This is a genomic window from Methylothermus subterraneus, assembly GCF_054656915.1.
Genome location: NZ_BAAHXK010000008.1, coordinates 64833 through 89642 on the forward strand (window position 1 = coordinate 64833; position 24810 = coordinate 89642).

Here is a 24810-nt window from a genome sequence, read left to right on the forward strand (position 1 = left end):
ATGGCGGTGCCGGAAGCGATCCGCGAGCGGGTGGAGGCGCTGCGGCGGGAGATCGAATACCACAACTACCGTTACTACGTGCTCGACGAGCCGGTCATCGCCGACGCCGAATACGACGCGCTGATGGCCGAACTCAAACGGCTTGAAGCCGCTTATCCCGAACTGATCACGCCCACCTCGCCGACGCAGCGGGTTGGCGCCCCCCCTGCGGAAGCTTTTGCCGAAGTCCGGCACGAGGTGCCTATGTTGTCGCTCGACAACGCGTTCACCGAGGCGGACGTGCTGGATTTCGACCGGCGGGTGCGCGAGCGGCTGGGGACAGACACGGTCGAATACACCGCCGAACCCAAGCTCGACGGGCTTGCGGTCTCGATCCTGTACGAGCGCGGTGCGCTCGCGCAGGCGGCTACGCGCGGCGACGGATTCACCGGCGAGGAGGTGACGGCCAACGTCAAAACCATCCGTAACGTGCCGCTGCGCCTGCTCGGTTCGGGATGGCCTGAGCGCTTCGAAGTCCGCGGCGAAGTGTTCATGCCGCTTAAGGAGTTCAAACGGCTCAACGCTTTGAGCTTGGCGCGTGGAGAGAAGGTGTTTGCCAACCCCCGCAACGCGGCCGCCGGCAGCCTGCGCCAGCTCGACCCCCAAATCACCGCCCAACGCCCGCTAAAATTCTGCAGCTACGGGGTCGGGGCGTTCCCCAAGGCGCAGCTGCCTAAGACCCAAGCCGAACTGCTCGCGCGGCTTAAAGCGTGGGGTTTACCGATCGCCAAGGAACTTGAGGTGGTCGAGGGAGCCGCCGGGTGTCTGGCGTATTATCGGGAGCTTTTGGCACGGCGGGACAAGCTACCGTTTGAAGCCGACGGGGCGGTGTACAAAGTCAACCGCCTAGACTGGCAGGAGCTTTTAGGCTACACCGCGCGCGCCCCTCGCTGGGCGATCGCGCACAAGTTTCCGGCGCATGAGGCCACTACCGTGGTCGAAGCGATCGAAGTGCAGGTAGGCCGCACCGGCATCCTCACCCCGGTGGCCAAGCTTAAACCGGTTTGGGTCGGCGGAGTGGAGGTCAAAAGCGCCAGCCTGCACAACTTCGAGGAATTGCGGCGCAAGGACGTCCGCGTGGGGGATACGGTGATCGTGCGCCGTGCCGGCGAGGTGATTCCTGAGATCGTCAAGGTAATCCTGGAAAAACGCCCCCTCCACGCCAAACCGGTCGAGCCGCCGAAGACTTGTCCGGTCTGCGGCGCCGAAGCGGTGGCCGACCCCGGCGGCACGCTGATCCGCTGCAGCGGCGGGCTGTATTGCCCGGCCCAGCTCAAGGCGGCGATCAAGCATTTCGCCTCGCGGCGGGCGATGGACATCGAGGGGCTGGGGGAAAAGCTGATCGACCAATTGCTGGAAAAAGGCTTGATCCGCGACGTGGCCGACCTGTACGCGCTGCGCCCGGAGCAACTTGCCGAGTTGGAACGGATGGGGGCCAAATCGGCGCAAAACCTCATGCGCGCGCTGGAAAAGAGCAAATCCACCACGCTGCCGAGATTCTTGTACGCGCTCGGCGTCCGCGAGGTCGGAGAAGTCACCGCCCAGCTTCTGGCCGAGCATTTTCAATCCTTGGAGCGCCTGCTGGCGGCTAAGGAGCATGAACTCGAGCAGGTCCCGGGCATCGGTCCGGTGGTGGCCCGGCATATCGCCGCTTTCTTCCGCCAGCCTCACAACCTGGACGTCATCGAGCGCCTGCGCCGAGCCGGCGTGCATTGGCCGGCGCCGACCGCCGCCCCCAAGCCGCTTGCGGGCAAGACGATCGCGTTTACCGGAGCGCTTGCGTCCATGCCGCGCGAAGAAGCCAAGGCCCGAGTCGAAGCGCTGGGCGCGCGGGTGACGGAGAGCGTCTCGAAGGTGACCGATTTCCTCGTCGTTGGGTCCGCGCCCGGCTCCAAACTGGACAAAGCCAGACGACTTGGGGTTACTATTATGGACGAGGGGGAGTTTTTAAACCTATTGCGCCAATTCGAGACGCCAAGCCGTGGATGAAGCCGATCCGATCGCGGAGATCGACCAGCTCCAAACCGAGATTTGTGTTCTAGAGAGCCACTTGGATCGTCTGCTTGCCCGCATCCGCCAGAACGAGGAAGTTTTGCGCCGGTTTCAATCGCTAGAAACCCAGCTTTTAGGGCTCAACTCTCTACGCGAATTGGTAGAACACGTGCTCGAAGACACGCGCACCGTGTTCGAGCTGGAGTGCGTCACGCTCGCCCTCGTCGACGCGAAGGGCAAGATCAAACAGTTTCTGCAGGAGGACGGACTGGCATCGGACAACCTCAAGGAATTGATCCTCCTGCCCACCGCCTCTTCTTTGCAGCCGATCTTCGGCAAGGCGTTTCGAGCCTACCTAGGGGCCGTTGGCGCCAGACACCGAGCCTTGTTTCCCGAACCGATGAACTTAAAAAGCTGCGCCCTGCTGCCCTTAGTGCGCCGGGGGGAGCTGCTCGGCGCCTTGAACCTGGGAAGCGCTGACGGCTCGCGTTTTGGCTTGGGGATGGCTACCGATTTCCTCGACCGCTTACGCCAGATCCTGGCGGTCTGTTTGGAAAACACCCTTAACTTTGAGCTCTTGCGCCGCACCAGCCTGATCGATCCTTTGACCGGGGTCAACAACCGCCGCTTTTTTGAGCAGCGTCTGGGGGAGGAGATCGACCGCGCGGCGCGCACCGGCGAGCCTTTGGCGTGTTTGTTCCTAGATATCGATCACTTCAAACGGATCAACGACACCTACGGCCACCCAACGGGGGACCTGGTGCTGGCCGAAGTCGCTTCCCAAATCCGCGCCCAGCTACGCAGCCAAGACGTGCTCGCCCGCTACGGCGGAGAAGAGTTCGTGGCCCTGCTGTCTGGCGCCGACGAGAAGCGCGCGCAAGAGGTGGCCGAACGCATCCGCAGGCGGATCGAAGCGCTCAAGATCACCGACCACAACCATCGGGTGATTTCTGTCACCTTGTCGATTGGCCTGGCGGAATACAACCCCAACCAGGTCACAGCGATGACCGAAATCGACCAACAGCGGTTCTTGGAGCTCGCCGACCAGGCCCTGTACGTCGCCAAACGCAACGGCAGAAACCAGGTGGCGAGCGGCGGGGTTTACCTGCGCCCGCCAGAGGCTCAAGCCGCCCAGCGGGCTTGAGCGTCAAGGCTGCTGCGCTTCGCTTGCAGGCTCCCCTTGCGCCGGCGAAGCTTGGGCGGTCAAAAGCTTGATGTTGGCCTTCTGCTTGAGCTCTTGGATGTGCTCCTGCACCCGCTTGCGCTTGAGCAGCATTTCGATCTGAGGTTTGACCTGTTCAAACGGCGGAGGAGTCTTCTGGCGGGTGTCTTCCAACAAGATCACGTGCCAGCCAAACTGGGTCTCCACCGGTTGCTTGGTGTATTGCCCCTTTTCCAGAGCGATGACTGCATCGGCGAACGGCTGGACCATCTGCTGCGGCACGAACCACCCCAAATCGCCGCCCTGAGAAGCGGCCGGATCGATGGAATGCTTTTTCGCCAGCTCGCTGAAATCTTTTCCCTGATCCAGTTGCTTGATGATTTCCTCGGCCTTTTCGCGCTCTTTGACCAGAATATGGCGCGCCTTGTATTCGTTTTGGTTCATGGCGCCGACCAGCCGGTCGTATTCGGCCTTGAGCTGGTCTTCGGTGATCGGGTGGGTTTTGAAGAAATCTTCTATTTCCGCCTGCGATAAGACGATGCGCTGGGTATAGCGGACGCGCTCGGCCACTTCCGGCTGGCGGGGAAGCTGCTTCTGCACCGCCTCCTGTTTGAGCAGCTCGCGGTTGATCAATTCTTCGATCAGCTTGTCTTCAGGGATGTCGATTTTGGCCTCGGGGTTGCCGCGACTGATCTCGGCTTTGACATAATCCAGAGCCAGCCGGCTGATCGGCACGCCGTTGACGATGGCGACGGCGTCCTTGTCCTCTACCGGCGCCAGGTTCAAGCCTTCGCCGACTTTGTTGCCGCCGGCGTTGCACGCGGTTAAGGCCAAAGACAGGGCAGTGAGAGCAAAGTGTTTACGCATAAGATTATCCTTTAGTCGAATATTCCTCAGGAGTATAAGCCTGAATGCTCAGGGCATGGATTTGGCTCGGCATGAATTCAGCAAGCGCTTGGTACACCATCTGATGGCGTTGCACCAAGCTCTTGCCGGCAAAGGCGGGAGAGACGATGCGCAGATAGAAATGCCCGGCGCCGCCGGCCTCGGCGTGGCCTGCGTGCGCCTGGCTGGCATCGATCAGTTCCATGTGGGTCGGAGAGAAGGCCTGCCGCAAACGGTCTTCAATCGATCGCACGCGCTCGTTCATTTGGGAAACACCTGGAGAAAAGGTTTCACTGTCACCCGGGCATAGACCCCGGCCAGCAGATAGGGATCTTTTGCCGCCCAACGGCGGGCGCTTTCAAGGTCTTGAAACTCCGCCACGATCAGGCTGCCGCTGAACCCGGCCGGGCCTGGATCCGGGCTGTCGATCGCGGGCAAAGGACCGGCCAAGACCAACCGCCCTTCTTCCTGCAAAGCTTCCAGCCGCTTAAGGTGCGCGGGACGATTTTCCAGGCGCAGCTTTAAGGTGTCGGGCGCGTCCTCAGCCAGGATTACGTAAAGCACGATTTACTCCTTCGTGGACTCCGGCTGGAGATAACGCGCCAGAAAAATCGCCTGCACCAAGGCAAACGCGACGGTCAAACCCAACATGCCGAACAACTTGAAGTTGACCCAGACCTCGGTGTCGAAGGAGTAGGCAACCAACAGATTAACCGCCCCCAAAACCCAAAAAAACAGCGCCCAGCTTGCGTTGAGCCGGTACCAGACCGGCTGGGGAAGCTCGAGGTTATTGGCCATCAATCGCTGAATAAAAGGTCTCTCGCCGACAAACTGGCTGACCAACAACGCCGCGCCAAACAACCAGTTGATCACGGTGGGTTTCCACTGGATAAACCGCGCATCGTGCAGATACAGGGTGGCGCCGCCGAAGATCACGACCAGCCCCAGAGTAACAAGGTGCATCACCTCCACTTGCCGCCGGCGCCACCAAAGATAACCCACCTGCAGCAAAGTCGCGGCAATGGCCACCGCCGTAGCTGCATAGATTCCCGCGAGCTTGTAGGCGACGAAAAACAAGACGACAGGGAAAAAATCAAACAACCATTTCATGGTCTTTCACACATACACGTCGATGCGGAACCACCACGGAGAATCCGCCAAGGACTGGACGCCAAGATACGCGGCAAGCGCCTGTCTAGCCCGAAGGTCAGTAGGGAGAAGGCGCTGCAATCTAAGCCTTGCGGTTTCCCGCAAGGCAAAGCCCGCCCTAAGCAAAGAACGCGCCGGCCCTGCGTTGCGCGTAGGACCTACCCTGCCTTGTAGACGCGCCGGCAGCCTTGAGTGATAATTTATCGGAAACGCATTCATCCAAACGAGCTATTTTCAGCGATGCGCTATGCTAGCCTGTTCGTTTGCGATGCGCAAGGTTAACCACGCGGTCTAATGGAAAAACCTATGGCGATCCCCAACGATGCCCTTCGCACCGAGGTCGAAGCGGCCGCCTTTCGCAGGCTGATCCAGCACCTTCAGGCGCACCCTGAGATCCAAAACATTGACTTGATGCTGACCGCCGACTTTTGCCGCAATTGCCTGGCTAAGTGGTTCAAGGCCGAGGCGGAAGCCCGTGGGTTGGCGATAGATTATGCCGAAGCTCAGGAAATCGTTTACGGCATGCCTTACGCGGAGTGGAAAGCTAAGTATCAAACCCAAGCCCCTCCTGAAAAGCTCCGCGCGCTGGAGGAACGCCAAAAAAAGTCGTCCCATCCAACTTAAGTTTAGAGGAGGAGAAATGCACCGTATCCATCGAATCCATCGGTTCGCGGCTTTACTCTTGGCCGGCTTCTTGGCCGGCTGCGGCAACGACAACGCCGGCAACGTTGTCGGTCCAACCATCATTCAAGGCAAAGTCGTCAGCGACGAGGGTCCGGTTCGCCAGGCGGTGATCCAAGCCCTGGATGCCCAAGGGCGGGTCTTGTCTCGCCTCACACTGCAAGGCGACCCCCACTTCCGCATTCCGATCCCTGCCGATGCGGCCTATCCGGTCGTCCTGAGCGCGCGCTTTGACGCGGATAAGACCTTGGAAGCGGTGGTCACCAGCAGCCTGGCGGTCGAGCAGGACATCACCCCGTATTCGGATCTGGTGGTCAAATCCGCCCGCACGCTGGGCGGGTTGACGCCGGAGAACATCGCCCGCGCCGCCGGCGGCGCGATCGGCCAGCGCGGCCAACGCACGGCTGGCTTTGCCGCGGAGGCCGCCGCGCCGCCTTCTGGCCCGAGGCTCAAGCGCAGTTCAGGCGGCGATCACGGCCACTGAAGCTAGAACGTACCGCCGTTCCAGCCCCACCGCTGCGGGTCGATGTCGATAAATTCGATATAGACCCGCTGCGGCGGGATATTCAACTGAGACCGAAGCCATTCGCACGCGAACTTGGCCAACTCCTTGGGATCCTTAAGGCCGATGCTTTTTAATTCTACATACGCGGCCGGTTCGTTCGTGCCGGCAAAAATCAGATCGGCGCCGGCGACCAGCTGCGCCATCATATAGCTTTCCGGCTTGCCCAAAGCCTTGGCAAACTCGGTCGAAGCCAACGCAAGCAGTTCTCGCCTCTGTTCCGGTTGGAGCTCTATATTGGTCTCGATCCTAAGGTAAGGCATAAGTCTTCTCCCTAAAAAGAGTCACTGGACTAAAAATTCAGTAAACAAGAGGTCTTTGATCCCATCGCTGTCGGTGTATTGAGCGAGCGCTTTGCGCACCTGGGAAAGCGCTTCCTGCCTAAGTTTTTCTCGCTCCCCGACGTCGCTCAGCTGCTCTGGAGGCAAATTAGAAAACAGAGTGATCAAGGTATGCCGGACCACAGGCACGTAGGGCTGAATCCGCTCTAGCGCTTCCTTGCCCTGAATCATCAGCTGCACGTTGGCCCGCAGATAGTGGTGCCGGCCGGCCAGATTGACGATCAGCTGAGGGATAAGGGGCAAATACTCGATGGCTGCGGAAGGTTCGGCTTTTCCTTCCTCTTTTCCCCAAAGCGGGCTGCTGAGCGCCAATAACCACGCCAGCGCCCAACTCGTTCGACGGCTTGAGTTTTTCATCTTGGCTCTCCTAGGTCGGGGTATCCTTGACAATTCAGCACGCGCGAAGGTAAGGTAACCGATTTAAAAACAATCAAACACCGATTTCTCGACACCAGGTTGGTAAATGCAAGAACGCATCTCCCCCACTTTCTCGGCGGCCGTCTGCGTTCCCGAAAGTTTGAGCTTTATTCTAAAGCGCGAGCTTGAGGATTGCGACGTCGTCTCCACCTCCATTGAATGCGGAACGGTCGAGGACATTCGCATCGAGGTGCCGGAGGAGGAGTTCCGCGCAGTGGAGCAAAAAGTGGCCGCTCTGCGTTCGCCCAGCATTCAAGAAAAGATCGAACAGGGGATTCCAAAGCTTCCGGCGCGCACGATCGACATCGAAGAAACCGCGCGTGAGATCGCTTTGACCATCGTCAGCGACGACCCCCAGCCGGCGGTCTTGACGCTGTCTTTTGCCGCCGCCACCGCCGCCGTGCATCGGGGACTGGGCGGAGGAGCCTTCAACACCACGGTGGACAGCGCGATCATCAACCTCGCCCTGTACCGCGTTCTAGGCCTTCCCGAGAACAAGCTGCCTAAAGCGCACCTCTATCTGACCCTACCCGAGGACCGGGTCGAGCTGGTGCGCGAGCAAGCCAAGCCCTTCCCTAACCTCGACATCCTTTGGGTGGACGGCAAACCCAGGCGGTCGGTGTTTATCAAGAACCGCGCCAGCGGCGAGGAGATTTACTTTAGCACGCCTTACGGTCAGGTTAACCTCGACCGCCCGATCCCTACGCTGCGCACGCCGCGTTTTCTGCTCCTCCACAACCAACCCGACGATCTCATCTTTTGGGACGTGGCGGTTAGGGTCCGAAACGACCTAGCCGAGCATTCGGTGGTCTGGAGCGTAGGCTCCAACCAGATCCGCGATGGCATCGACCGCTACGCCTCCCCCATCGGCGTGTGCGAGACCATGACCTTGAACCTGGGCGAAGCCTTGGCCTGGATCCGCAAATCCAATTCCCCCTGCATTCGCAACGACGATGTGTTGCTCGCGCACCTCGAAGAGTACCACGACGGCGAAAAAAACCAGCGCGGCAAGACCAGTTTCGTGCGCATTTTCGGGATTTTCAAATCGGACCTCAAAACCGAGAAAACCTTGGTCCTTCCTGAGGATCCGGAAAAGCGCCGCATCGCCGCCCAGCGCTGCGCCGACATCCTGCACCGCATCGGGGTGAAAGAGAGCGTGTTCATCACCGACGGCTCCAACCCTACGATCGCCAGCTTCAAATACGAAGACAAAAAGACCGGCAAGCGCAAGAAGGTCCAGTATTACATCCCGATCATCGACCCTCAAACCGGCGCCAAAATCGATCAACTGATCCAGAGCGCAGGGCGTTCGGTCAGCCGGGACGCCACCGGCTGTGGCGACTCGTACACCGCCACCGTCCTGGCCTTAAAGCAGATCACCGGCAATCGGGTTTACCCGACCACCATCGCCATCCTCGCCAACCACATCGCCCGGTTGGTGTACGCGATGCCTTTCTCCAACCTGATGGAGATCGAGGCGCACTGCCCGGGGATCACTGAAAAAGTCGTCCGCCTGGCGCTTGAAAATCTAGACGAAGTCAACGCCCACTGCCGCGAGCACAACGCGCTTCCCTTGCTCCAATCGGCGGTCCACTCGCTGATCTTCAAAGCCCTAGAGTGAGCTTGCGCCACAAGCGCTGCAAGTCCTCCCTGCGGCGCAAAGCCTGGCGGGCGAGGGCAAACTGGTCCAAAGCGCGGTGGAGGTTTTCTTCAGGATCTTGGACTTTAAAATAACGGTTGCCCTCAAGGTAATCGGTCAAAAAACGCACCCCCAGCTCGAAGGGGAGCAACGCGATGGCTTCCGGCACCCAGCGCATTTCTGCAGCGCTGAGTGTGCCTGCAAGTTCTGCCCACCACCCAGCGAGCACCGGTTCGATCAAGTCCAACTCCACTCCCCCCGCCTCGTGGCAAACCGAACGCACGCAATCGCCGATGTCGTACAGGACAAGCCCCGGGCCGACCGTATCCAGATCGACCCAGGCCAGAGGCGTTAAGGTCCGCGCATCGAACAACAGATTGTCGAGCTTGGGGTCCCCGTGAACGATCCGCAGCGGCAGCTGCCCTGAAATTCTGGCCCGATCCAAACCGCTTGCCCACTCCGTCAGCTCCTCGACCCACGCGCACAGCGATTCGAGCGCTTTGGTGTTTTGCCCCCGCCAACCCGCCCGCGCCCGCCGCAAAGCGGCCAAATAAGCGGGCGTTCGGTGAAAGCCGGGCAAAGGGTCGGCGAACGCCGCCGGATCCAAACCCGCCAAGCGGCGATGCAAGCGCCCCAGGCTGCAACCGAGCGCTTCGGCCACACGCGCGGTCTCGACCTTGGCGAGGACGATCCCAGGCAGGTATTCCAGCATGCGCCAGCATGCTCCGGCAGCATCCTCGAACCAATCGGCGCCCTCGCGGGTAGGCACCAGACGCGGCAGGCGCAGCCCCGGCGGCAAGCTGTGCCAATAGTCTTCCAACCGGCGCAGGTTCGCCATCACCAAACGCGGCTGCGGGAACACTTGGCGGTTGATGCGCTGCAATACCCCGTGGGCCTGGTCGGTGGAAACCCGAAAGGTAGTGTTGATCAAGCCTTTGCCCCAAGGCGCCACTTCCCTTACCAATCCGGGCAAGGCAAAGCGCGCGGCGACTGCATGCGCGCTCATCGCTCTGCCATTTGGAAGCGGCGCCGGTTGCGCTCTTTTTGCAGCGCCCCCTTCTTCAGTAGGACGTATACAGCGCCCACCCCCCCATCGCGGCGTTGCGCGCTGTGGAACGCCAATACTTCGGCGAGCAGCGGCAGCCAGCGCGCCAGACAGCTCTTGAGCAAAGCCCGTGGCTCCCCTTCGCCCCTTTGGCCTTTGCCGTGAATGATGAGGGCGCAGCGCACTTCGCTGTGCAGGCATTCGCGCACAAAGGCGCACACCTCGCGCCGCGCTTGGACCACGGTCAAGCGATGCAAATCCAGCACCGCCTCGACCGGATATTCTCCGCGCCTGAGCTTTTTGAATACCCCGTGCTGCACTCCGGGGCGCTTAAAACTCAAGATCGCCTCCGGAGGGACCGGCTCGATGAAAGTAAGCGGCAGCGAAGAAGCTAGGCTTTCCGTCCGCTGCGCGGCCTCGCGGCGGTATGCTTGCCCGGGAGTGGTCGTCTTGGATTTGGGCAGCGGCAGCTTGTCGCTGGCGGCCAACGGGCAAGCGCCTGCCACCGCTTGCTGGAACAGGGCGATTTCGTCGGCTTCGCTCATTTTTCTCCCTCCTTCTTTAAGCCGACCTGCCGCAGCCAGCCGTCGATGCGCCTGGCAAGCAGCCCCTCCTGGCCGCGATAATCGTGATCGGCGGTCGAGACGAGCAGCTGACGATACCCCGGCTTGTCTTTCAGGCGCAGGCGGCGCGTCTGCGCCAGCGCTCGGGCCGGACGCGAATCCTGTTCGGCATAAACGTCCAGAACCGGCAGACGAACCGCCTGGAGCCAAGCTTGCACCGAAGCGTCGGCCGATTTTGGCCAGGCCAGGCTAAGCAGCACCGCCGCCTGCAGTTCGGGATCGGAATCGGCCAAATGCTTAAGCACCGCCAGAGCGCCAAAGCCGTGCCCGACCGCAGCGATGCTCTTACGGCCTTGGGACTTGAGCCAGGCGGTGGCGGCTTTAAGCCGCGCGGCAGCGTCTTCGAGCAGCGTAAAATAAGCGTCTTCCGGCGCTTCCGGTTCCTGCACCGGCAGCTGCAGGCTCAATACCTCCCAGCCGTGGGCGGAGAGATAACGCATAAGCTCGACGGCGAGCGTAAAGTCGGCCCGCAGGCCGGCTTCCGGCAGGAAAACCACCGCTCCGCGCGCAGTTTGGGTGAAGCTCGGCGCGTAAATCGCCACGAACTTTTCCGCCCCCAGCGGAATCTCAACCGTTTGGCCCGGGTGCGGGTCCTCCGCCAGCGCTTCGAGCAAGCGCGCCTCTTCCACCCGATTCGGCGCGGCGCTCACCGTGAGTGCGACGGCAAGCAGCCACAGACCGCTACGGCACCAACACCGCCGCTCCTTGGAACCGACCATGGCGTAAATCCTCCAGAGCACGGTTGGCCTCGGCCAACGGATAAGGGCGGACCTCGGTTTTGAGTGGAAAAGCGGCAGCCAGCCCCAAGAATTCCTCACCGTCCCGCCGAGTCAGGTTGGCGACCGAACCGAGGCAGCGCTCCCCCCACAAAAGGGCGTAAGGAAAACTTGGAATATCGCTCATGTGGATGCCGGCGCAGATCACCTTGCCTCCCTTGCGCACCGCTTTTAGGGCCAAAGGCACCAGCGCCCCGACCGGAGCGTAAAGGATCGCCGCGTCCAACGGTTCGGGCGGCATTTGGTCGCTGTCCCCGGCCCACACCGCCCCGAGAGTGCGGGCAAACTCTTGCGCTGCAAGATCACCTGGGCGGGTGAAAGCGTATATTCGGCGCTGCTGGCGCACCGCCACCTGGGCGATGATGTGGGCAGCGGCGCCAAAGCCGTACAACCCAATCCTCTCGGCGTCTTCGGCCAAGGCATAGGAGCGGTAGCCGATCAAGCCCGCGCACAGCAAGGGAGCGGCGTGCAAGTCGTCGTAAGCCTCCGGCAAAGGGAAGGCGTAACGCGCATCGGCCACCGTATATTCCGCGTACCCTCCGTCCAAAGTATAACCGGTAAAGCCGGCTTGCTCGCATAAGTTCTCCCGGCCCTTTAAGCAAAACCGGCACGCACCGCAGGTAAACCCCAGCCAGGGCACCCCGACCCGGGCTCCAAGCTGGAATCGATCGACGCCCTCCCCTAAAGCGACGACCTTGCCGACGATTTCGTGGCCCGGGATGAGCGGCAGCTTGGGATTGGGCAATTCGCCGTCGACCACGTGCAAGTCGGTGCGGCAGACGCCGCACGCCAGGACCTGGAGGAGAATCTGCCCGGGGCCTGGCTGAGGAATCTCGCGTTCGACCAAGCAAAGAGGTGCGCCCGGCCGCTCTAGAATCATAGCACGCATCTTGTAAGCCATGGCTGCCTCCCGTAGAATAAAGTCTTTATAATACCATCGCCTCCCCTCTTTCCCCTTATGCCAACTTCTCACCGCGCTGCCCAAGTCGCCCTGCGTCCTTTAGGCGAGGACCTCGTGCTCAGCTTGAGCGGCGATTGGCTGCTGGCCGCCCCGCACCCGACCAGCGAAGAAATCGCGGCGGCGTTGCAAAACCCGCCAAAACGGGTGATCGTCGAAGGGGAGAAGTTGGGGCTTTGGGACAGCAGCTTGGTTTTGTTCTTGCACCAACTCCAAAAGCGCTGTCAGGCCGAGGGCGTAGCGCTGGAGCTGGCCGCGATTCCACAAGGGGTAAAGCGCTTGCTCGAGCTCGCCGCCGCTGTCCCTCCCCAGGTCAGCCGCGCCCAGACCGAACCGCCCCTGCTCGCGCGCATCGGCCTCAGGTTTTTAAACCTGGCGCAAGAAGCCTATGAATTTACGCGCTTCATCGGCGAGGCCACGCTCATCTTCCTGCGTTTCTTACGCGCCAAGGCCCGCTATCGCCGCCAGGACCTGGGGGGGCTGCTGCAGGACTGTGGCCCCGGTGCCCTGCCTATCGTCACCCTGATCGCCCTGCTGGTCGGCTTGATCTTGGCCTACGTGGGGGCGGTGCAGCTTTCTCTGTTCGGCGCCCAGATCTACGTGGCCAATTTGGTGGGTCTGGGGATGCTGCGCGAGATGGGGGCGATGATGACGGCGGTGATCATGGCCGGCCGCACCGGAGCCGCCTACGCGGCGCAATTGGGCACGATGCAGGTCAACGACGAGATCGACGCGCTCAAGACGCTGGGAATCTCGCCCATGGAATTTCTGGTCCTGCCGCGCATGTTGGCGCTGGTTCTCATGGTGCCGCTTCTGACCGTCTATGCCGATCTGGTCGGCATCGCAGGCGGAGCGCTGGCGGCGGTGAGCGTCTTTGACCTCACCTTTCTGGAGTACCTGCACCAGACGCGCGCTGCCCTGGGCCTACACGACGCTGTGGTCGGCCTGATCAAGGCCGCGGTCTTCGGCGTCCTGATCGCCACCGCCGGCTGCCTGCGCGGCCTCCAGTGCCAGCGCAGCGCCCAGGGCGTGGGAGAGGCAGCGACCTCGGCGGTGGTCACCGCCATCGTCGCCATCGTGGTGGCCGACGCCCTGCTGACGATTCTGTTCACCCGCCTGGATTTTTAAGCCGTGGCCGAACCCCACTTGGTCGTTCGCGATCTCACCTTAGCCTACGGCGAGCGCATCCTCCTTAAGGATTTGAACTTCACCATCGGCCGCGGTGAGATCTTCATCATCATGGGCGGGAGCGGTTGCGGCAAAAGCACCCTGCTGCGCCACCTGGTGGGCCTGTTGCAACCCGCGCAAGGTCAGGTGCTCTATGACGGCAAGGTGGATTTCTGGCGCGCCGACCCGGATACGCGCGCGCAAATCCTGCGCCGGATCGGCGTCTTGTACCAAAGCGGGGCGCTGTGGAGTTCGATGACGCTGGCCGAAAACGTGGCTTTGCCGCTTGCCGAATACACCGATCTGGACGCCCGGCAGATCCGCCAACTGGCCTCGCTCAAGCTGGCTTTGGTGGGGCTTGCGGGTTTTGAGGACTACTATCCTTACGAGATCAGCGGCGGCATGCAAAAGCGCGCCGGTCTGGCCCGCGCGATCGCTTTGGATCCAGAAATTTTGTTTTTCGACGAGCCTTCGGCGGGGCTGGATCCCATAAGCGCCAAACGCCTCGACGACCTGATCCTAGAACTTCGCGCAAGCCTTGGAGCAACCATAGTCATGGTCACCCACGAACTGCCCAGCATCCTCACGCTCGGAACCGACTCGATTTTTCTCGATCCCGCGGCCAGAACCGCCATCGCCCACGGGCCGCCGCGCGAGCTCTTGAAATCCTGCCCGGATCCAAAAGTGCGCGAATTCTTGACCCGCGGAGGAAGCTTATGAGTAAGTCGGTCAACCCTACCTTGATCGGCGCGTTCGTGCTCGGGGCGGTGGCGATTTCGTTCGTTGCCCTGCTGCTCTTTGCGGGCGGCACGCTGTGGTCGGAGCGCGAGCGTTGCGTGGTCTATTTTAGCGAATCGGTCAACGGCCTAAACCTCGGCGCACCGGTGAAGATGCGCGGCGTTCAGGTGGGCAAGGTGACCGAGATCTTGGTCCAATACCAGCCCAAGGCGCGCACCCTGACTACCCCCGTGGTGCTGGAAGTCGATCTCGAGCCGCTCAAGATCGAGGGCAAACCCGGTTTTCCCTGGCAGCGCCCGGCGCTAGGCGACTTGATCCAGGAAGGCCTGCGCGCCCAGCTCAAGCTGCAGAGCCTAGTCACCGGCCAGCTCTACGTAGACCTGGACTTCCACCCCGAAACGCCTATGCGCCTGGTCGGAGCCTACAAGGGGCTTGCGGAGATCCCCTCGATCCCCTCCAGCCAGGAAGAGATCGAAAACACCATCAGCGACCTCGTGCGCGAGATCCGCCAACTGCCTCTGCAGCAGACCATGCGCACGGTGAACTCCACCTTATCCCATCTCGAAGAAATACTCAGCCAGCCGCAGTGGAAGACCTCGATCCAAAAATTAGACCAGGCCCTCGATCGCTTCAATCACCTCACGACCAAGTTGGAATCGCGCCTAGATCAAGTGGGCGCCCGGCTAGACCAAAACCTGGCCGTCTCCCAGAGCTTGCTCACGCGCATAGACGCCGAACTGGCCCCGCTGCTGCAACAGGGACGCGGTACCTTGCAGCAGGCCGAACAGACTTTCCGCGCATTGACCGAGACGCTTGGCCCCAACGCCTCCGCCGTCACCGACTTCGTCACCACCCTGGAAGAGGTACGCAGCACAGCGCGGGAGATGCGCGTCCTCACCGAGATGCTGCAAACCCAACCCGAAGCCCTACTGCGTGGCAAACCGGAGAATCAGCGATGAAATGGTGCTTTACCGCTTTGAGTTTTTTGGTATTTTGCAGCGGCTGCGCCTTTACCGGCCGCAGTCCGTCCACCCAGTTCTACATTCTGCCTAGCTCCCAATCCGCCCCGGAAGCGGTTCTAGGACAGGAAACGGTCGGCCTTGCCCCGATCCGCCTGCCGCGCTATTTAGACCGGCCCCAGATCGTAACCGTGGAACCCGACGGCCGGGTGACGCTGGCCGAATTCCACCGCTGGGCCGAGCCGCTCGCGGAAGGCTTTGGCCGGGTGCTCGCGCAAAGCTTGCGCGCGCGCTTGCCGGGTAAAACGGTAGTTCTGCTGCCTACGGCGCTGCCGGTCAATCAGACGGTCACGGTCCAAGTCCAGGACTTCCGCCTTGAGCCTGATCGCTGCGTGCTCACCGCCGCCTGGCGCGATGACAAGAATGCCCGCTGGCGGCAAGAGACCATCGTCCAGCCGGTTGTTGGGTCCGGTTATTCGGCCCTCGTCGCGGCGATGGGCGCAGCCATACACGGGCTGGCCGAACGCATCGCCGAAAAGCTCAAGTAGTAAGGCGACAACTCGGCGCCCGCCCCCGGGCTTGGGCGGCCTCGTACAGAGGCAGGACGCGCGGCAGATGGCGCTCGATCGCTTGGATCCGGGTAGCGTGCGCGGGGTGGGTGGAGAGCCATTCCGGCGGAGTCGGGCGTCCGGTTTGATCCATGTTGTGCCACAGCGCAATCGCCTCGCGCGGGTCAAAACCGGCGCGGGCCATTAACTCTAAGCCGATCACGTCGGCCTCGGCCTCCTGGAGGCGACTAAACGGCATCAGCACCCCCACCTGGGCCCCCAACCCTAATGCGCCCATCAACAGCTGGCCGGTGGGCGAGCTGGGCCTGGCCAACGCCTGAATCAGCCCTAAAGCCTGCTCCACCGCGAATTCCTGGGAGACGCGCTCGTTGCTGTGGCGCGCCAGCACGTGGCCGATCTCGTGACCGATCACCGCCGCCAGCTGGTGCTGGTTGCGCGCGGCTTTGAGCAGGCCGGTATAGACTCCAATGTAACCGCCCGGCAGGGCAAACGCGTTGACCTGATCTGACCGAAACACGCTCACCTGCCACCGTCCCCCCAGCGGCCGGGTCAGCTCCTCGGCAACGCAGCGTACATACGCATTGATCTCCGGGTCGGTCTCGATCCGCTCCTTGCGCCTGATCTGTTCAAAGGCTTGCCATCCCATCTGCGCCAACTGCGTCTCGGGCATGAGCACCAGCTGCGACCGCCCGGTGGGCGAAGTCGCGCAAGCCACCAGCGTCCCGATCAGCCCCAGCGTGAATAAGACGTTACGGATCATGCGTTTGGCTCCGTTGGTTTAAATCGTTATAGGCCGGCCACGGAACGTTGCCGCAAGCGCAAAGATAGCCTAAAGTAGGCAAAAATCTAACACACGCACCCGCGCTCGTCATGACCGAAACTTCCTATCTGGGCGTCGAACGCCGCCAAAAAACCAACGACCTGATCGAGGAGCTCCTCAAAGAGCGTCGGCAAATGTGGGCCTTGTATTGGGAACTGGCGGAACTAAAACCCTTCGACCAACACCGCGAACCTTTAGGACAAATCCTGAATCGATTTTGCCAGCTGCTCATCGATTACGTCTCCCTTGGCCACTTTGGCCTTTATCAACGCATCGTTAACGGCACCGAGCGCCGCCAAAAGGTGCTCCAAGCCGCAAAAGCCCTGTATCCGGCGGTTGCCCAAGCCACCGAGGTGGCGCTGGCGTTTAATTCGTGCTACGAAGCCGGTAAGCTTTCCGACCCTACGGTGCTGATGCAAGAATTGTCGAAACTCGGCGAAGCCTTGGCCACTCGAATCGAGTTGGAAGACCGATTGATCGCCTCGATGTTCCGATGAAATTTTGCTCTTACTGCGGCGCCCGCGTGGTGCGCAAAATCCCTCCCGGAGAGGACCGCGAGCGCTTTGTGTGCGAGGCGTGCGGGGCCATTCACTACCAGAATCCAAAAATCATCGCCGGCTGCCTGCCGGAGTGGCAAGGGCAGATCTTATTGTGTCGGCGCGCCATCGAGCCGCGCCTTGGGCTGTGGACTTTGCCGGCAGGTTTTATGGAACTGGGGGAAACCTTGGAACAAGCGGCCATCCGCGAAACCTGGGAAGAGGCGGGCGCCAAGGTGGCGGAGCTTAAACTCTATACCGTGTTCAGCCTGCCCCACGTCGATCAGATTCACCTCTTTTTCCGCGCCAAATTGCTCAGCGACCGGTTCGCGCCCGGTCCGGAAAGCCTAGAGGCCAAGTTGTTCGCCACAAGCGAGATTCCCTGGCAGGAGCTGGCCTTCTCCACCATCCGCCGTACTCTGGAATGCTTCTTGGAGGACCGCAGGCAGCAGCGCTTCGAGGTCAAGGTCGAACACTTGCCCCCGTCCCTACCCCCTTCCAAGCGCGCCGGCTAAAGCGCAAATGGGCCAGACCGACCTCGAGCAGCTTCTAGGCCAGGAACTTAGGCCAGGCAGGTTCAGGCTGCAGGCAGCTTGGCTCGCAGCGCTGGGGCTGCTCGGCGCCGCCGCCTTCTGGATTTTGGGCGACGACCAGGGGCTCAAGTTCATCACCGCCCCGGCCCGGCGGGGAGAATTGACCGTCACCGTGACCGCCACCGGCGAGCTCAAACCGCGCAACCAGGTCGAGGTGGGAACCGAAGTGTCGGGGACCATCAAAACCGTGCTCGCAGACTACAACGACCGCGTCGCGCGCGGCCAGGTGCTGGCGGTGCTCGACACCGCCCAGCTGGAGGCCAGAAAACGGCAGATCGAGGCCGCTCTGGCGCTGGCCAAAGCGCGCCTCCAGGAGGCCGAGGCGACGCTTTCTGAAACCCAAAACAAACTCGAGCGCGCCCAGCGTTTGGCGGAACGCAAGTTGATCTCCCAAGAGGAGTACGAGATCGCCCAGGCCGCCTACTTGCGCGCCCAGGCCGCCCGAGCCTCGGCCGCCGCGCAGGTCGAGGAGGTTAAGGCGCAGCTCGACGAGCACCTAAGGCTCCTGGATAAAGCCGTGATCCGCGCGCCCATCGCCGGCGTCGTGCTAAAGCGCCAGGTCGAGCCAGGGCAGACGGTGGCCGCCTCGCTCCAGACCCCGGTGCTGTTCGTGCTGGCCGAGACTTTGCGCCAAATGGAACTGCACGTGGCGGTGGACGAGGCCGACGTCGGTCAGGTCCGAGAGGGGCAGAGAGCCAGCTTCACCGTGGACGCCTATCCGGAGAGGCGTTTTGAGGCCGTCATCACCCAGGTGCGCTACGCTCCGCAGATCGTGGACGGGGTCGTCACTTACGAGACCGTGCTCGCGGTGGACAACAGCGACTTGGCCTTGCGCCCCGGCATGACCGCCACCGCCGAGATCGTGGTCAAGAAGATCCAGGACGCCCTGCTCGTTCCCAACGCGGCGCTGCGCTTTACCCCACCCATCCTCGAGGAAGCCAAGCCTGAAACCGGCGGCAGCGTATTCGCCAAGTTGTTCCCCAGACCCAAGACGACGCGGCGGGATACTACATCCGGCGCCAATTTGCCAAGCCGGGTCTTCGTCGTCCAGGACGGCGCCTTAAAGCCTATTCCGGTCACCGCAGGCGCCAGCGACGGCGCGTTCACGCAAATCCTAGCCGGAGACATCCAACCCGGAACGCCCTTGGTCGTGGATATAGTCGCGCCCGGCCAATGACGCCTCCACTGATCCAACTGCTCAACGTGACCAAAGTGTACGGCCAAGGGGCGGCCGCCATGCCCGCTTTGCGCGGGGTGAGCCTGCGCATCCAGGCCGGGGAATTCGTGGCGCTGATGGGGCCGAGCGGCTCGGGCAAATCCACTTGTTTGAACATCTTAGGCTGCCTGGACGTTCCTACCAGCGGCGAGTATTTGTTTCTGGGCGTGGCGGTTAGCCGCTTAAGCCGCAACTTCCGCGCCCGGCTGCGCCGGCGGTATTTGGGCTTCGTGTTTCAGGGGTTCAACCTCCTGCCGCGCACCACCGCGCTGGAAAACGTCGAGCTGCCGCTCGTCTACCGAGGCGTGCCCGCCGCCAGGCGCCGCGAGCTGGCGCGGCAAGCGTTGGCTAGGGTGGGACTGAAAGGCTTTGAGGCGCACACCCCGGCCGAACTCTCCGGCGGCCAACAGCAGCGGGTCGCGATCGCCCGCGCGATTGTCACCGAACCCAAGCTGATCTTGGCCGACGAACCCACCGGCAACCTCGACAGCGCGCGCAGCTACGAAATCATGGAGCTGCTTTGCAGCTTCAACCGCAACCTCAAGGTCACCGTGGTCATGGTCACCCACGAAGCCGAGATGGCCAAGTTCGCCCGCCGCGTCCTGCGCTTCCACGACGGCCTGATAGCAAGCGATTCCGGCGAATGTTTGCAAACGCCTTAATTTTGGCGCTGCGGGCGATCCGCCGCAACCTGCTCCGCTCGGCGCTGACCGTGCTCGGCGTGGTGATCGGGGTGGCGGCGGTGATCACCATGGTCACCGTCGGCAACGGCGCCACCCTTCAGGTCAGGCAACAAATCGCCAGCCTCGGCAGCAACCTGCTTGTCGTCCGTCCCGGCCAGCGCCTGGCTTACGGGCAGCGCTCCAACGCCAAACCCTTCACCTTGGCGGACGCCGAAGCCATCCGCCGCCAGCTTCCTGCGGTAGCGGCGGTCGCGCCGAGCGCCATGGAACCGGCGCTGGCGATCTACGGCAACACCAACTGGTCCACCACGATCTACGGCGTGGACAACCAATTCTTAGCCGTGAAAAACTGGCCGCTGGCGAGCGGCCGCCCGTTCAGCGCCGGAGAGCTGCGCGCCGGCAAGCCGGTCTGCCTCCTCGGCGCGAGCGTCTACAGGCGCTTGTTCGGCCGCCAGGACCCGCTTGGGGCCAAGATCCGCCTGGGCAAGCTCGCCTGCGAGGTGATCGGGGTGCTCGCGGCCAAAGGGCAAAGCGTGATGGGAACCGATCAAGACGACGTGGTGCTCATGCCGCTGAAAACCTTCTGGCGCCGGATCGCCGGCAACCGCGACGTGACCTTGATCCAGGTCTCGGTCCGCGAAGGGACAGCCACTTTCAAGGTGCAGCAGGACCTCGAGCGCCTGCTGCGCGAGCGCCGGCGGATCGGGCCGGGTCAAGAGGACGATTTCTACGTGATGGACCTGAAGGAGATCGCCTACACCCTGACCGGCACCACCCGCATCCTCACCTCCTTGCTCGGAGCGGTGGCGGCGGTAAGCCTGCTGGTGGGCGGGATCGGGATCATGAACATCATGCTGGTGTCGGTCACCGAGCGCACCCGCGAGATCGGCATCCGCCTGGCGATCGGCGCGCTGGAGCACGAAGTGCTGTGGCAGTTTCTGATCGAGGCGGTGGTGCTTTCGGGATTTGGCGGCGTGCTCGGCATCCTGCTCGCGCTCATCGCCTCGCTGGGACTCGCGCGGGCCTTGGGAGTGCCGTTCGTATTCAACGGCGGCATCGTCGTCCTCGCCTTCCTGGTCGCGGTCGCGGTGGGGGTGGCGTTTGGCTACTTTCCGGCGCGCAAGGCTGCCCGCTTGGATCCGATCGAGGCGCTGCGCTACGAATGAGCTGGATCGTTTGGGCGTTGGTGTCGGCGGCGAGCTTTGCCGGCATGGCGGCGGTGGTGCGGCATTTGAGCGCCGCCCTCCCCCAGGCCGAGTTGGTGTTCTTCCGCAACGCGCTGGCGCTGTTGTTTCTGTTGCCTCTGCTTATCAAGCAGGGGGTCTCGCTGCGCACGCCGTGCTTTGGCCTGCACCTGCTGCGCGCGGGATCGGGACTTGCGGCGATGTACCTTTACTTCTACGCCTTGGCGCGCCTGCCGCTCGCCGACGCGCTGCTGCTCAACTACACCTCGCCGTTGTTTTTGGCGTTGTTTGCCACCCTCTGGCTGCGCGAGCGCTGGACCCGTACCCGAATCGCCGCCTGGCTGCTCGGAGCGGGGGGGCTGGGGCTCGTGTTTCAACCCTCGGCCGCGGCGTTCTCCCTCGCAGGTCTAACCGGGCTTGCCTCAGGCGCCCTGGCCGGCCTGGCCTTGACCGCGGTCAAGCGCATGGCGGCGAGCGAACCGAGCACGCGCATCGTGACCTGGTTCGCCTTGCTTTCCACCCTCATTTCGGCCCTGCCGTTGCTTGTCGGACCTACCCTGGCGGCGCGAAGGGAAGAGTGGCTGTGGCTGCTGGCGATGGGGCTTTTAGGCAGCCTGGGCCAGCTCGGGATCACCCGCGCGGTGGCGCTGGCGCCGGCCTCGCAGGTTTCCCCGCTGACTTACTCCAGCCTGCTGTTCGCCGGCCTGATCGGCTATTTGCTTTGGGGCGAACGGCCAAACGTTTCAGAAGCGGCCGGCATGGGCCTGATCCTGGCCGCCGGAGTCTTGGTCGGACGCGAACCGCCCTCCCTGTCCACCCAGTAGGCGGCTTTTTATTCCACCGTCACCGACTTGGCCAAATTGCGGGGTTGGTCCACGTCGGTGCCTTTGAGCACCGCGACGTGGTAGGCGAGCAGCTGCAGCGGCACGGTGAACACCACCGGCGCCAGCTCGTTTTCCGCCGGCGTGACGGTAAGCACGTGGGTTTGCGCATCGGGTTGGACGTCGATGGTTTCGTCGGCGAACACGATCAGTTCCCCGCCCCGCGCGCGCACCTCCTGCAGGTTGGACTTGAGTTTTTCGAGCAGGCGGTTGTTGGGCGCCACCGCGATCACCGGCATCTCGGCATCGACCAAAGCCAGCGGCCCGTGCTTCAGTTCCCCCGCCGGATAGCCTTCGGCGTGGATGTAGGAGATCTCTTTGAGTTTCAACGCCCCTTCCAAAGCGATCGGATAATGGCTGCCGCGGCCTAGAAACAAAGCGTGGCGCTTGTCGGCAAAGCGCTCGGCAAAGCTTTGGATCTTATCGTTGAGCTCTAGCACGTCTTCCACCTGCGCCGGCAGCGCAAACAGCTGGGAAGCCAGGCGCTTTTCCGCCGCCCGGTCGAGCTTGTGGCGGCGTCCTAAGGCGATGGTGAGCAGCATCAGCGCGGTCAGTTGGGTGGTAAAGGCCTTGGTCGAGGCGACCCCGATCTCCGGCCCGGCGCGGGTCAAAAGCGCCAGGTCACAGGCGCGCACCAGCGAACTCTCCTGGACGTTGCAAATCGCCAGCGTCGCCTGCGCCCCGAGGCGCTTGGCTTCTTCCAGCGCGGCTAAGGTGTCGGCGGTCTCCCCGGACTGGGAGATCGCCACCACCAGGGTGCCGGGCAACAGTACCGGCTCGCGGTAGCGGTATTCGCTCGCCACTTCCACCTGGCACAAGATCCCGGCCAAGGATTCGAGCCAATACTTGGCCACCAGACCGGCATGGTAACTGGTGCCACAAGCGAGGATCTGCACCGCTTGGGTCTGATCGAACACCTCCGGCGCCGCCTGGCCGAAAGCCTCTTCCACGAGTTTCAGGCCGTTGAACCGCCCTTCCAGGGTCTCGGCGATCGCGCGCGGTTGCTCGAAGATTTCCTTGAGCATGTAGTGGCGATACGGTCCCTTTTCCACCGCGTCCAGACGCACCTGGCTTTCTTTAGGCGGGCGCTGGACCTCCTGACCGGTCTCGTCGAAGATCCGCACTCCCTCTAAGGAAAGCTCGGCCACATCGCCGTCCTCCAAGAAAACGAAGCGCTGGGTGACCGGAAGCAGCGCGGCGATGTCGGAGGCGATGAAGTACTCGCCTATCCCCAAGCCGATCACCAGGGGGCTTCCGCGCCTACAGGCGACCAGCCGGTGCGGCTCGCGGATCGAGATCACGCCGAGCGCATACGCCCCCTGCAGGCGGTTCACCGTCGCCCGGACGGCCTCGAGCAGGGAATCGGTGTCGCGCAATCGATCGTAGATTTCATGGACGACGACTTCGGTGTCGGTCTCGGAAGTGAATTCGTAGCCCTTGGCCAAAAGCTCCTCCCGCAACCGCTCGTGGTTTTCGATGATGCCGTTGTGGACCAGAGCCACGGTATTGCAGGAGATGTGCGGGTGGGCGTTGCGCTCGCTGGGAACCCCGTGGGTCGCCCAGCGCGTATGGGCGATGCCGGTGGTGCCGGAGAACGGATTGGCCGCCAGCGCCGCTTCGAGCTCAGCCACCTTGCCCTGCTTGCGGCAGCGGCGGATCTGGCCGTTGTCCAAAACCGCCAACCCGGCCGAATCGTAACCGCGATACTCCAAGCGCTTTAGGCCTTCGATCAGGATCGGAACCACGTCTCTTTGCGCCACTGCGCCGACGATGCCGCACATAACCTTCCTCCCTCAAGTTTTTTTCGGACGCTGCCAATGCTCGACGGTGATCTGCCGACAGCGGCTTAAAGTCAGCTTGCCTGCGGGGGCGTCCTGGGTGATGGTGGAGCCGGCGCCGATGGTGGCCTCGCGCCCGACCCGCACCGGCGCCACCAGCTGGGTGTCGGAACCGATGAAAGCGCCGTCTTCGATAATGGTTTGGTGTTTGTTTGCCCCGTCGTAGTTGCACGTGATGGTGCCTGCCCCGACGTTGACCCTGGCGCCGATTTCCGCATCGCCGATGTAGCTCAAGTGGTTGACCTTAGAACCTGCGCCGATGCGCGATTTCTTGACCTCGACGAAATTGCCGATGTGCACCTCTTCGGCCAACTGCGTCTCCGGGCGGATACGGGCAAACGGCCCGATGCGGCAACGGGGGCCGATGTGCGCCTGCTCGATTAGGCTGCCTGCCAGGATTTCCACCTCCTCGCCCACGACCACGTCCTTAAGGACCACGTTGGGGCCGATCCTGACCCGATCGCCGAGGACGATCCGGCCCTCGAGCACGACGTTGACGTCGATCTCGACGTCGCGCCCCACCGCCTCGACCCGACCGCGCAGGTCGAAGCGGTCGGGATCGCGCAGCGTCACCCCCCGCTCCAGCAAAGCCTCGGCCTGGCGGCGCTGGTACACGCGCTCAAGCTGGGCGAGCTGGCGCCGGTCGTTGACCCCCGCGACCTCATCGGCAGGCGCGGGAAAGCTGATGACCGCGACGCCGTCGGCCAAAGCGTGCGCGACCACGTCGGTCAGATAGTACTCTCCCTGGGCGTTGGCGTTGTCGAGCCTGGCCAGCCAGGTTTTGAGCTTTGCAGCCGGAGCCACCAGGACGCCGGTGTTGACCTCTAAGATCGCCTTCTCTTCGGCGCGGGCGTCTTTTTCCTCGACGATGCGCACCACCTCGCCTTGGGCGTTGCGGACGATGCGCCCGTAGCCGGTGGGATCGGTCAAGGTCGTGGTCAACAAGCCCACCCGCTCTTCGCCGACGGCGCCGAGCAACCCGGCCAAGGTCTGCCGGCGCAAGAGCGGCACATCCCCGTACAACACCAAAACCATGGCGTTTTCGTGCAGATGCGGCAAGGCCTGTTGCAGCGCGTGTCCGGTGCCTAACTGCAAAGCTTGTTCCACCCAGACCACCGGCCAATCGGCGAAGCGGCTCAAGACGCGTTGGGCGCCGTGGCCGTAGACGATGGCGATCCGCTCCGGGGCCAACTCGCGGGCGAGCTCGTAGACGTGCTGCAACAGCGGCTTACCCCCTAGGCAATGCAAGACCTTGGGCAGCTCGGAACGCATGCGCGTTCCCTGGCCCGCGGCGAGGATGACGATGTTCAACGGCATAAGCGGGTTCAGCTCGAACGGGAACCTAATCAAAGCATAG

General features: G+C 62.5%; 28 protein-coding genes. 15 read left to right on the forward strand and 13 right to left on the reverse strand.

Annotated elements, in window-relative coordinates:
- Window positions 1–2028, forward strand: a complete 2028-nt coding sequence (ligA, locus tag ACYQ3M_RS08525; protein WP_460035653.1) for an NAD-dependent DNA ligase LigA — start codon at window positions 1–3, stop codon at window positions 2026–2028.
- On the forward strand, window positions 2021–3175 hold the full coding sequence (locus ACYQ3M_RS08530) for a GGDEF domain-containing protein (protein WP_460035654.1): 1155 nt from the start codon (window positions 2021–2023) through the stop codon (window positions 3173–3175). The genes ligA and ACYQ3M_RS08530 overlap by 8 nt, the downstream gene beginning before the upstream one ends.
- Before the next feature lie 3 nt (window positions 3176–3178).
- On the opposite strand, the gene ACYQ3M_RS08535 is transcribed toward ACYQ3M_RS08530, so the two are convergent.
- Genes ACYQ3M_RS08535 through ACYQ3M_RS08550 form a run of 4 tightly spaced genes read right to left on the reverse strand, consistent with a single transcriptional unit; the run spans window position 3179 to window position 5188 of the window.
- A complete protein-coding gene (locus ACYQ3M_RS08535; protein WP_460035655.1) occupies window positions 3179–4060 on the reverse strand; it encodes a peptidylprolyl isomerase in 882 nt (293 codons plus the stop codon).
- 4 nt (window positions 4061–4064) lie between these two features.
- A complete protein-coding gene (locus ACYQ3M_RS08540; RefSeq protein ID WP_460035656.1) occupies window positions 4065–4343 on the reverse strand; it encodes a BolA family protein in 279 nt (92 codons plus the stop codon).
- The gene (locus ACYQ3M_RS08545) at window positions 4340–4642 is read right to left on the reverse strand and encodes a YciI family protein (protein ID WP_460035657.1); all 303 of its coding nucleotides are present in this window, start codon (window positions 4640–4642) and stop codon (window positions 4340–4342) included. The genes ACYQ3M_RS08540 and ACYQ3M_RS08545 overlap by 4 nt, the downstream gene beginning before the upstream one ends.
- A 3-nt stretch (window positions 4643–4645) precedes the next feature.
- Window positions 4646–5188, reverse strand: coding sequence for a septation protein A (locus ACYQ3M_RS08550; RefSeq protein ID WP_460035658.1), 543 nt, complete (start codon window positions 5186–5188; stop codon window positions 4646–4648).
- A gap of 345 nt (window positions 5189–5533) precedes the next feature.
- Here ACYQ3M_RS08550 and ACYQ3M_RS08555 point away from each other — a divergent pair, with 345 nt between their 5' ends.
- Both ACYQ3M_RS08555 and ACYQ3M_RS08560 read left to right on the forward strand, forming a co-directional pair.
- Window positions 5534–5851: a DUF1244 domain-containing protein gene (locus tag ACYQ3M_RS08555; RefSeq protein WP_460035659.1), complete on the forward strand. Its 318-nt coding sequence runs from the start codon at window positions 5534–5536 to the stop codon at window positions 5849–5851.
- 16 nt (window positions 5852–5867) lie between these two features.
- Window positions 5868–6392 (forward strand): hypothetical protein, encoded by a 525-nt coding sequence (locus tag ACYQ3M_RS08560; RefSeq protein ID WP_460035660.1) that lies wholly within the window; start codon window positions 5868–5870, stop codon window positions 6390–6392.
- A gap of 2 nt (window positions 6393–6394) precedes the next feature.
- Here the strand turns inward: ACYQ3M_RS08560 and ACYQ3M_RS08565 are convergent, their stop codons facing one another.
- On the reverse strand, window positions 6395–6733 hold the full coding sequence (locus ACYQ3M_RS08565; protein ID WP_460035661.1) for a phenylpyruvate tautomerase MIF-related protein: 339 nt from the start codon (window positions 6731–6733) through the stop codon (window positions 6395–6397).
- A 21-nt stretch (window positions 6734–6754) separates the two neighbouring features.
- Window positions 6755–7168, reverse strand: coding sequence for a flagellar basal body-associated FliL family protein (locus ACYQ3M_RS08570; RefSeq protein WP_460035662.1), 414 nt, complete (start codon window positions 7166–7168; stop codon window positions 6755–6757).
- Window positions 7169–7274: 106 nt separating this feature from the next.
- Here ACYQ3M_RS08570 and ACYQ3M_RS08575 point away from each other — a divergent pair, with 106 nt between their 5' ends.
- Window positions 7275–8849, forward strand: coding sequence for a hypothetical protein (locus ACYQ3M_RS08575; protein ID WP_460035663.1), 1575 nt, complete (start codon window positions 7275–7277; stop codon window positions 8847–8849).
- Here the strand turns inward: ACYQ3M_RS08575 and ACYQ3M_RS08580 are convergent.
- The 4 genes from ACYQ3M_RS08580 to ACYQ3M_RS08595 are packed head-to-tail and all read right to left on the reverse strand — an operon-like array spanning window position 8833 to window position 12212.
- Window positions 8833–9873, reverse strand: coding sequence for a phosphotransferase enzyme family protein (locus ACYQ3M_RS08580; RefSeq protein ID WP_460035664.1), 1041 nt, complete (start codon window positions 9871–9873; stop codon window positions 8833–8835). The two genes, ACYQ3M_RS08575 and ACYQ3M_RS08580, sit on opposite strands and share 17 nt — an antisense overlap.
- The gene (gene smrA / locus ACYQ3M_RS08585) at window positions 9870–10457 is read right to left on the reverse strand and encodes a DNA endonuclease SmrA (RefSeq protein WP_460035665.1); all 588 of its coding nucleotides are present in this window, start codon (window positions 10455–10457) and stop codon (window positions 9870–9872) included. The genes ACYQ3M_RS08580 and smrA overlap by 4 nt, the downstream gene beginning before the upstream one ends.
- Window positions 10454–11254: a DUF3530 family protein gene (locus ACYQ3M_RS08590; RefSeq protein WP_460035666.1), complete on the reverse strand. Its 801-nt coding sequence runs from the start codon at window positions 11252–11254 to the stop codon at window positions 10454–10456. The genes smrA and ACYQ3M_RS08590 overlap by 4 nt, the downstream gene beginning before the upstream one ends.
- On the reverse strand, window positions 11217–12212 hold the full coding sequence (locus ACYQ3M_RS08595) for a zinc-dependent alcohol dehydrogenase family protein (RefSeq protein WP_460035667.1): 996 nt from the start codon (window positions 12210–12212) through the stop codon (window positions 11217–11219). The genes ACYQ3M_RS08590 and ACYQ3M_RS08595 overlap by 38 nt, the downstream gene beginning before the upstream one ends.
- A 57-nt stretch (window positions 12213–12269) precedes the next feature.
- On the opposite strand from ACYQ3M_RS08595, the gene ACYQ3M_RS08600 reads away from it, so the two are divergent.
- From ACYQ3M_RS08600 to ACYQ3M_RS08615, 4 genes are read left to right on the forward strand one after another with little or no spacing between them, the layout of a single operon-like run.
- A complete protein-coding gene (locus ACYQ3M_RS08600; protein WP_460035668.1) occupies window positions 12270–13397 on the forward strand; it encodes an MlaE family lipid ABC transporter permease subunit in 1128 nt (375 codons plus the stop codon).
- Window positions 13398–13400: 3 nt separating this feature from the next.
- Entirely contained in the window at window positions 13401–14156 is a 756-nt protein-coding gene (locus ACYQ3M_RS08605) for an ABC transporter ATP-binding protein (protein ID WP_460035669.1), read from the forward strand.
- Entirely contained in the window at window positions 14153–15133 is a 981-nt protein-coding gene (locus ACYQ3M_RS08610) for an MlaD family protein (protein WP_460035670.1), read from the forward strand. The genes ACYQ3M_RS08605 and ACYQ3M_RS08610 overlap by 4 nt, the downstream gene beginning before the upstream one ends.
- Window positions 15130–15681, forward strand: a complete 552-nt coding sequence (locus tag ACYQ3M_RS08615; protein WP_460035671.1) for a PqiC family protein — start codon at window positions 15130–15132, stop codon at window positions 15679–15681. Before ACYQ3M_RS08610 ends, ACYQ3M_RS08615 begins: the two co-directional genes overlap by 4 nt.
- Here ACYQ3M_RS08615 and ACYQ3M_RS08620 read toward each other — a convergent pair.
- Window positions 15674–16462 (reverse strand): M48 family metallopeptidase, encoded by a 789-nt coding sequence (locus ACYQ3M_RS08620; protein ID WP_460035672.1) that lies wholly within the window; start codon window positions 16460–16462, stop codon window positions 15674–15676. The genes ACYQ3M_RS08615 and ACYQ3M_RS08620 overlap by 8 nt on opposite strands.
- Window positions 16463–16572: 110 nt before the next feature.
- On the opposite strand from ACYQ3M_RS08620, the gene ACYQ3M_RS08625 reads away from it, so the two are divergent.
- The 6 genes from ACYQ3M_RS08625 to ACYQ3M_RS08650 are packed head-to-tail and all read left to right on the forward strand — an operon-like array spanning window position 16573 to window position 21558.
- Window positions 16573–17019, forward strand: a complete 447-nt coding sequence (locus ACYQ3M_RS08625) for an Rsd/AlgQ family anti-sigma factor (RefSeq protein WP_460035673.1) — start codon at window positions 16573–16575, stop codon at window positions 17017–17019.
- A complete protein-coding gene (locus ACYQ3M_RS08630; RefSeq protein ID WP_460035674.1) occupies window positions 17016–17573 on the forward strand; it encodes an NUDIX hydrolase in 558 nt (185 codons plus the stop codon). The genes ACYQ3M_RS08625 and ACYQ3M_RS08630 overlap by 4 nt, the downstream gene beginning before the upstream one ends.
- 7 nt (window positions 17574–17580) lie before the next feature.
- On the forward strand, window positions 17581–18828 hold the full coding sequence (locus ACYQ3M_RS08635) for an efflux RND transporter periplasmic adaptor subunit (protein WP_460035675.1): 1248 nt from the start codon (window positions 17581–17583) through the stop codon (window positions 18826–18828).
- On the forward strand, window positions 18825–19529 hold the full coding sequence (locus ACYQ3M_RS08640) for an ABC transporter ATP-binding protein (protein ID WP_460035676.1): 705 nt from the start codon (window positions 18825–18827) through the stop codon (window positions 19527–19529). Before ACYQ3M_RS08635 ends, ACYQ3M_RS08640 begins: the two co-directional genes overlap by 4 nt.
- Entirely contained in the window at window positions 19511–20716 is a 1206-nt protein-coding gene (locus tag ACYQ3M_RS08645; RefSeq protein WP_460035677.1) for an ABC transporter permease, read from the forward strand. Before ACYQ3M_RS08640 ends, ACYQ3M_RS08645 begins: the two co-directional genes overlap by 19 nt.
- Window positions 20713–21558: a DMT family transporter gene (locus ACYQ3M_RS08650; protein ID WP_460035678.1), complete on the forward strand. Its 846-nt coding sequence runs from the start codon at window positions 20713–20715 to the stop codon at window positions 21556–21558. Before ACYQ3M_RS08645 ends, ACYQ3M_RS08650 begins: the two co-directional genes overlap by 4 nt.
- Before the next feature lie 8 nt (window positions 21559–21566).
- Here ACYQ3M_RS08650 and glmS read toward each other — a convergent pair whose 3' ends face one another.
- Both glmS and glmU read right to left on the reverse strand, forming a co-directional pair.
- Window positions 21567–23396, reverse strand: a complete 1830-nt coding sequence (gene glmS, locus ACYQ3M_RS08655) for a glutamine--fructose-6-phosphate transaminase (isomerizing) (RefSeq protein ID WP_460035679.1) — start codon at window positions 23394–23396, stop codon at window positions 21567–21569.
- Window positions 23397–23408: 12 nt separating this feature from the next.
- Entirely contained in the window at window positions 23409–24770 is a 1362-nt protein-coding gene (gene glmU, locus ACYQ3M_RS08660) for a bifunctional UDP-N-acetylglucosamine diphosphorylase/glucosamine-1-phosphate N-acetyltransferase GlmU (protein WP_460035680.1), read from the reverse strand.
- Window positions 24771–24810: the final 40 nt, after the last annotated feature.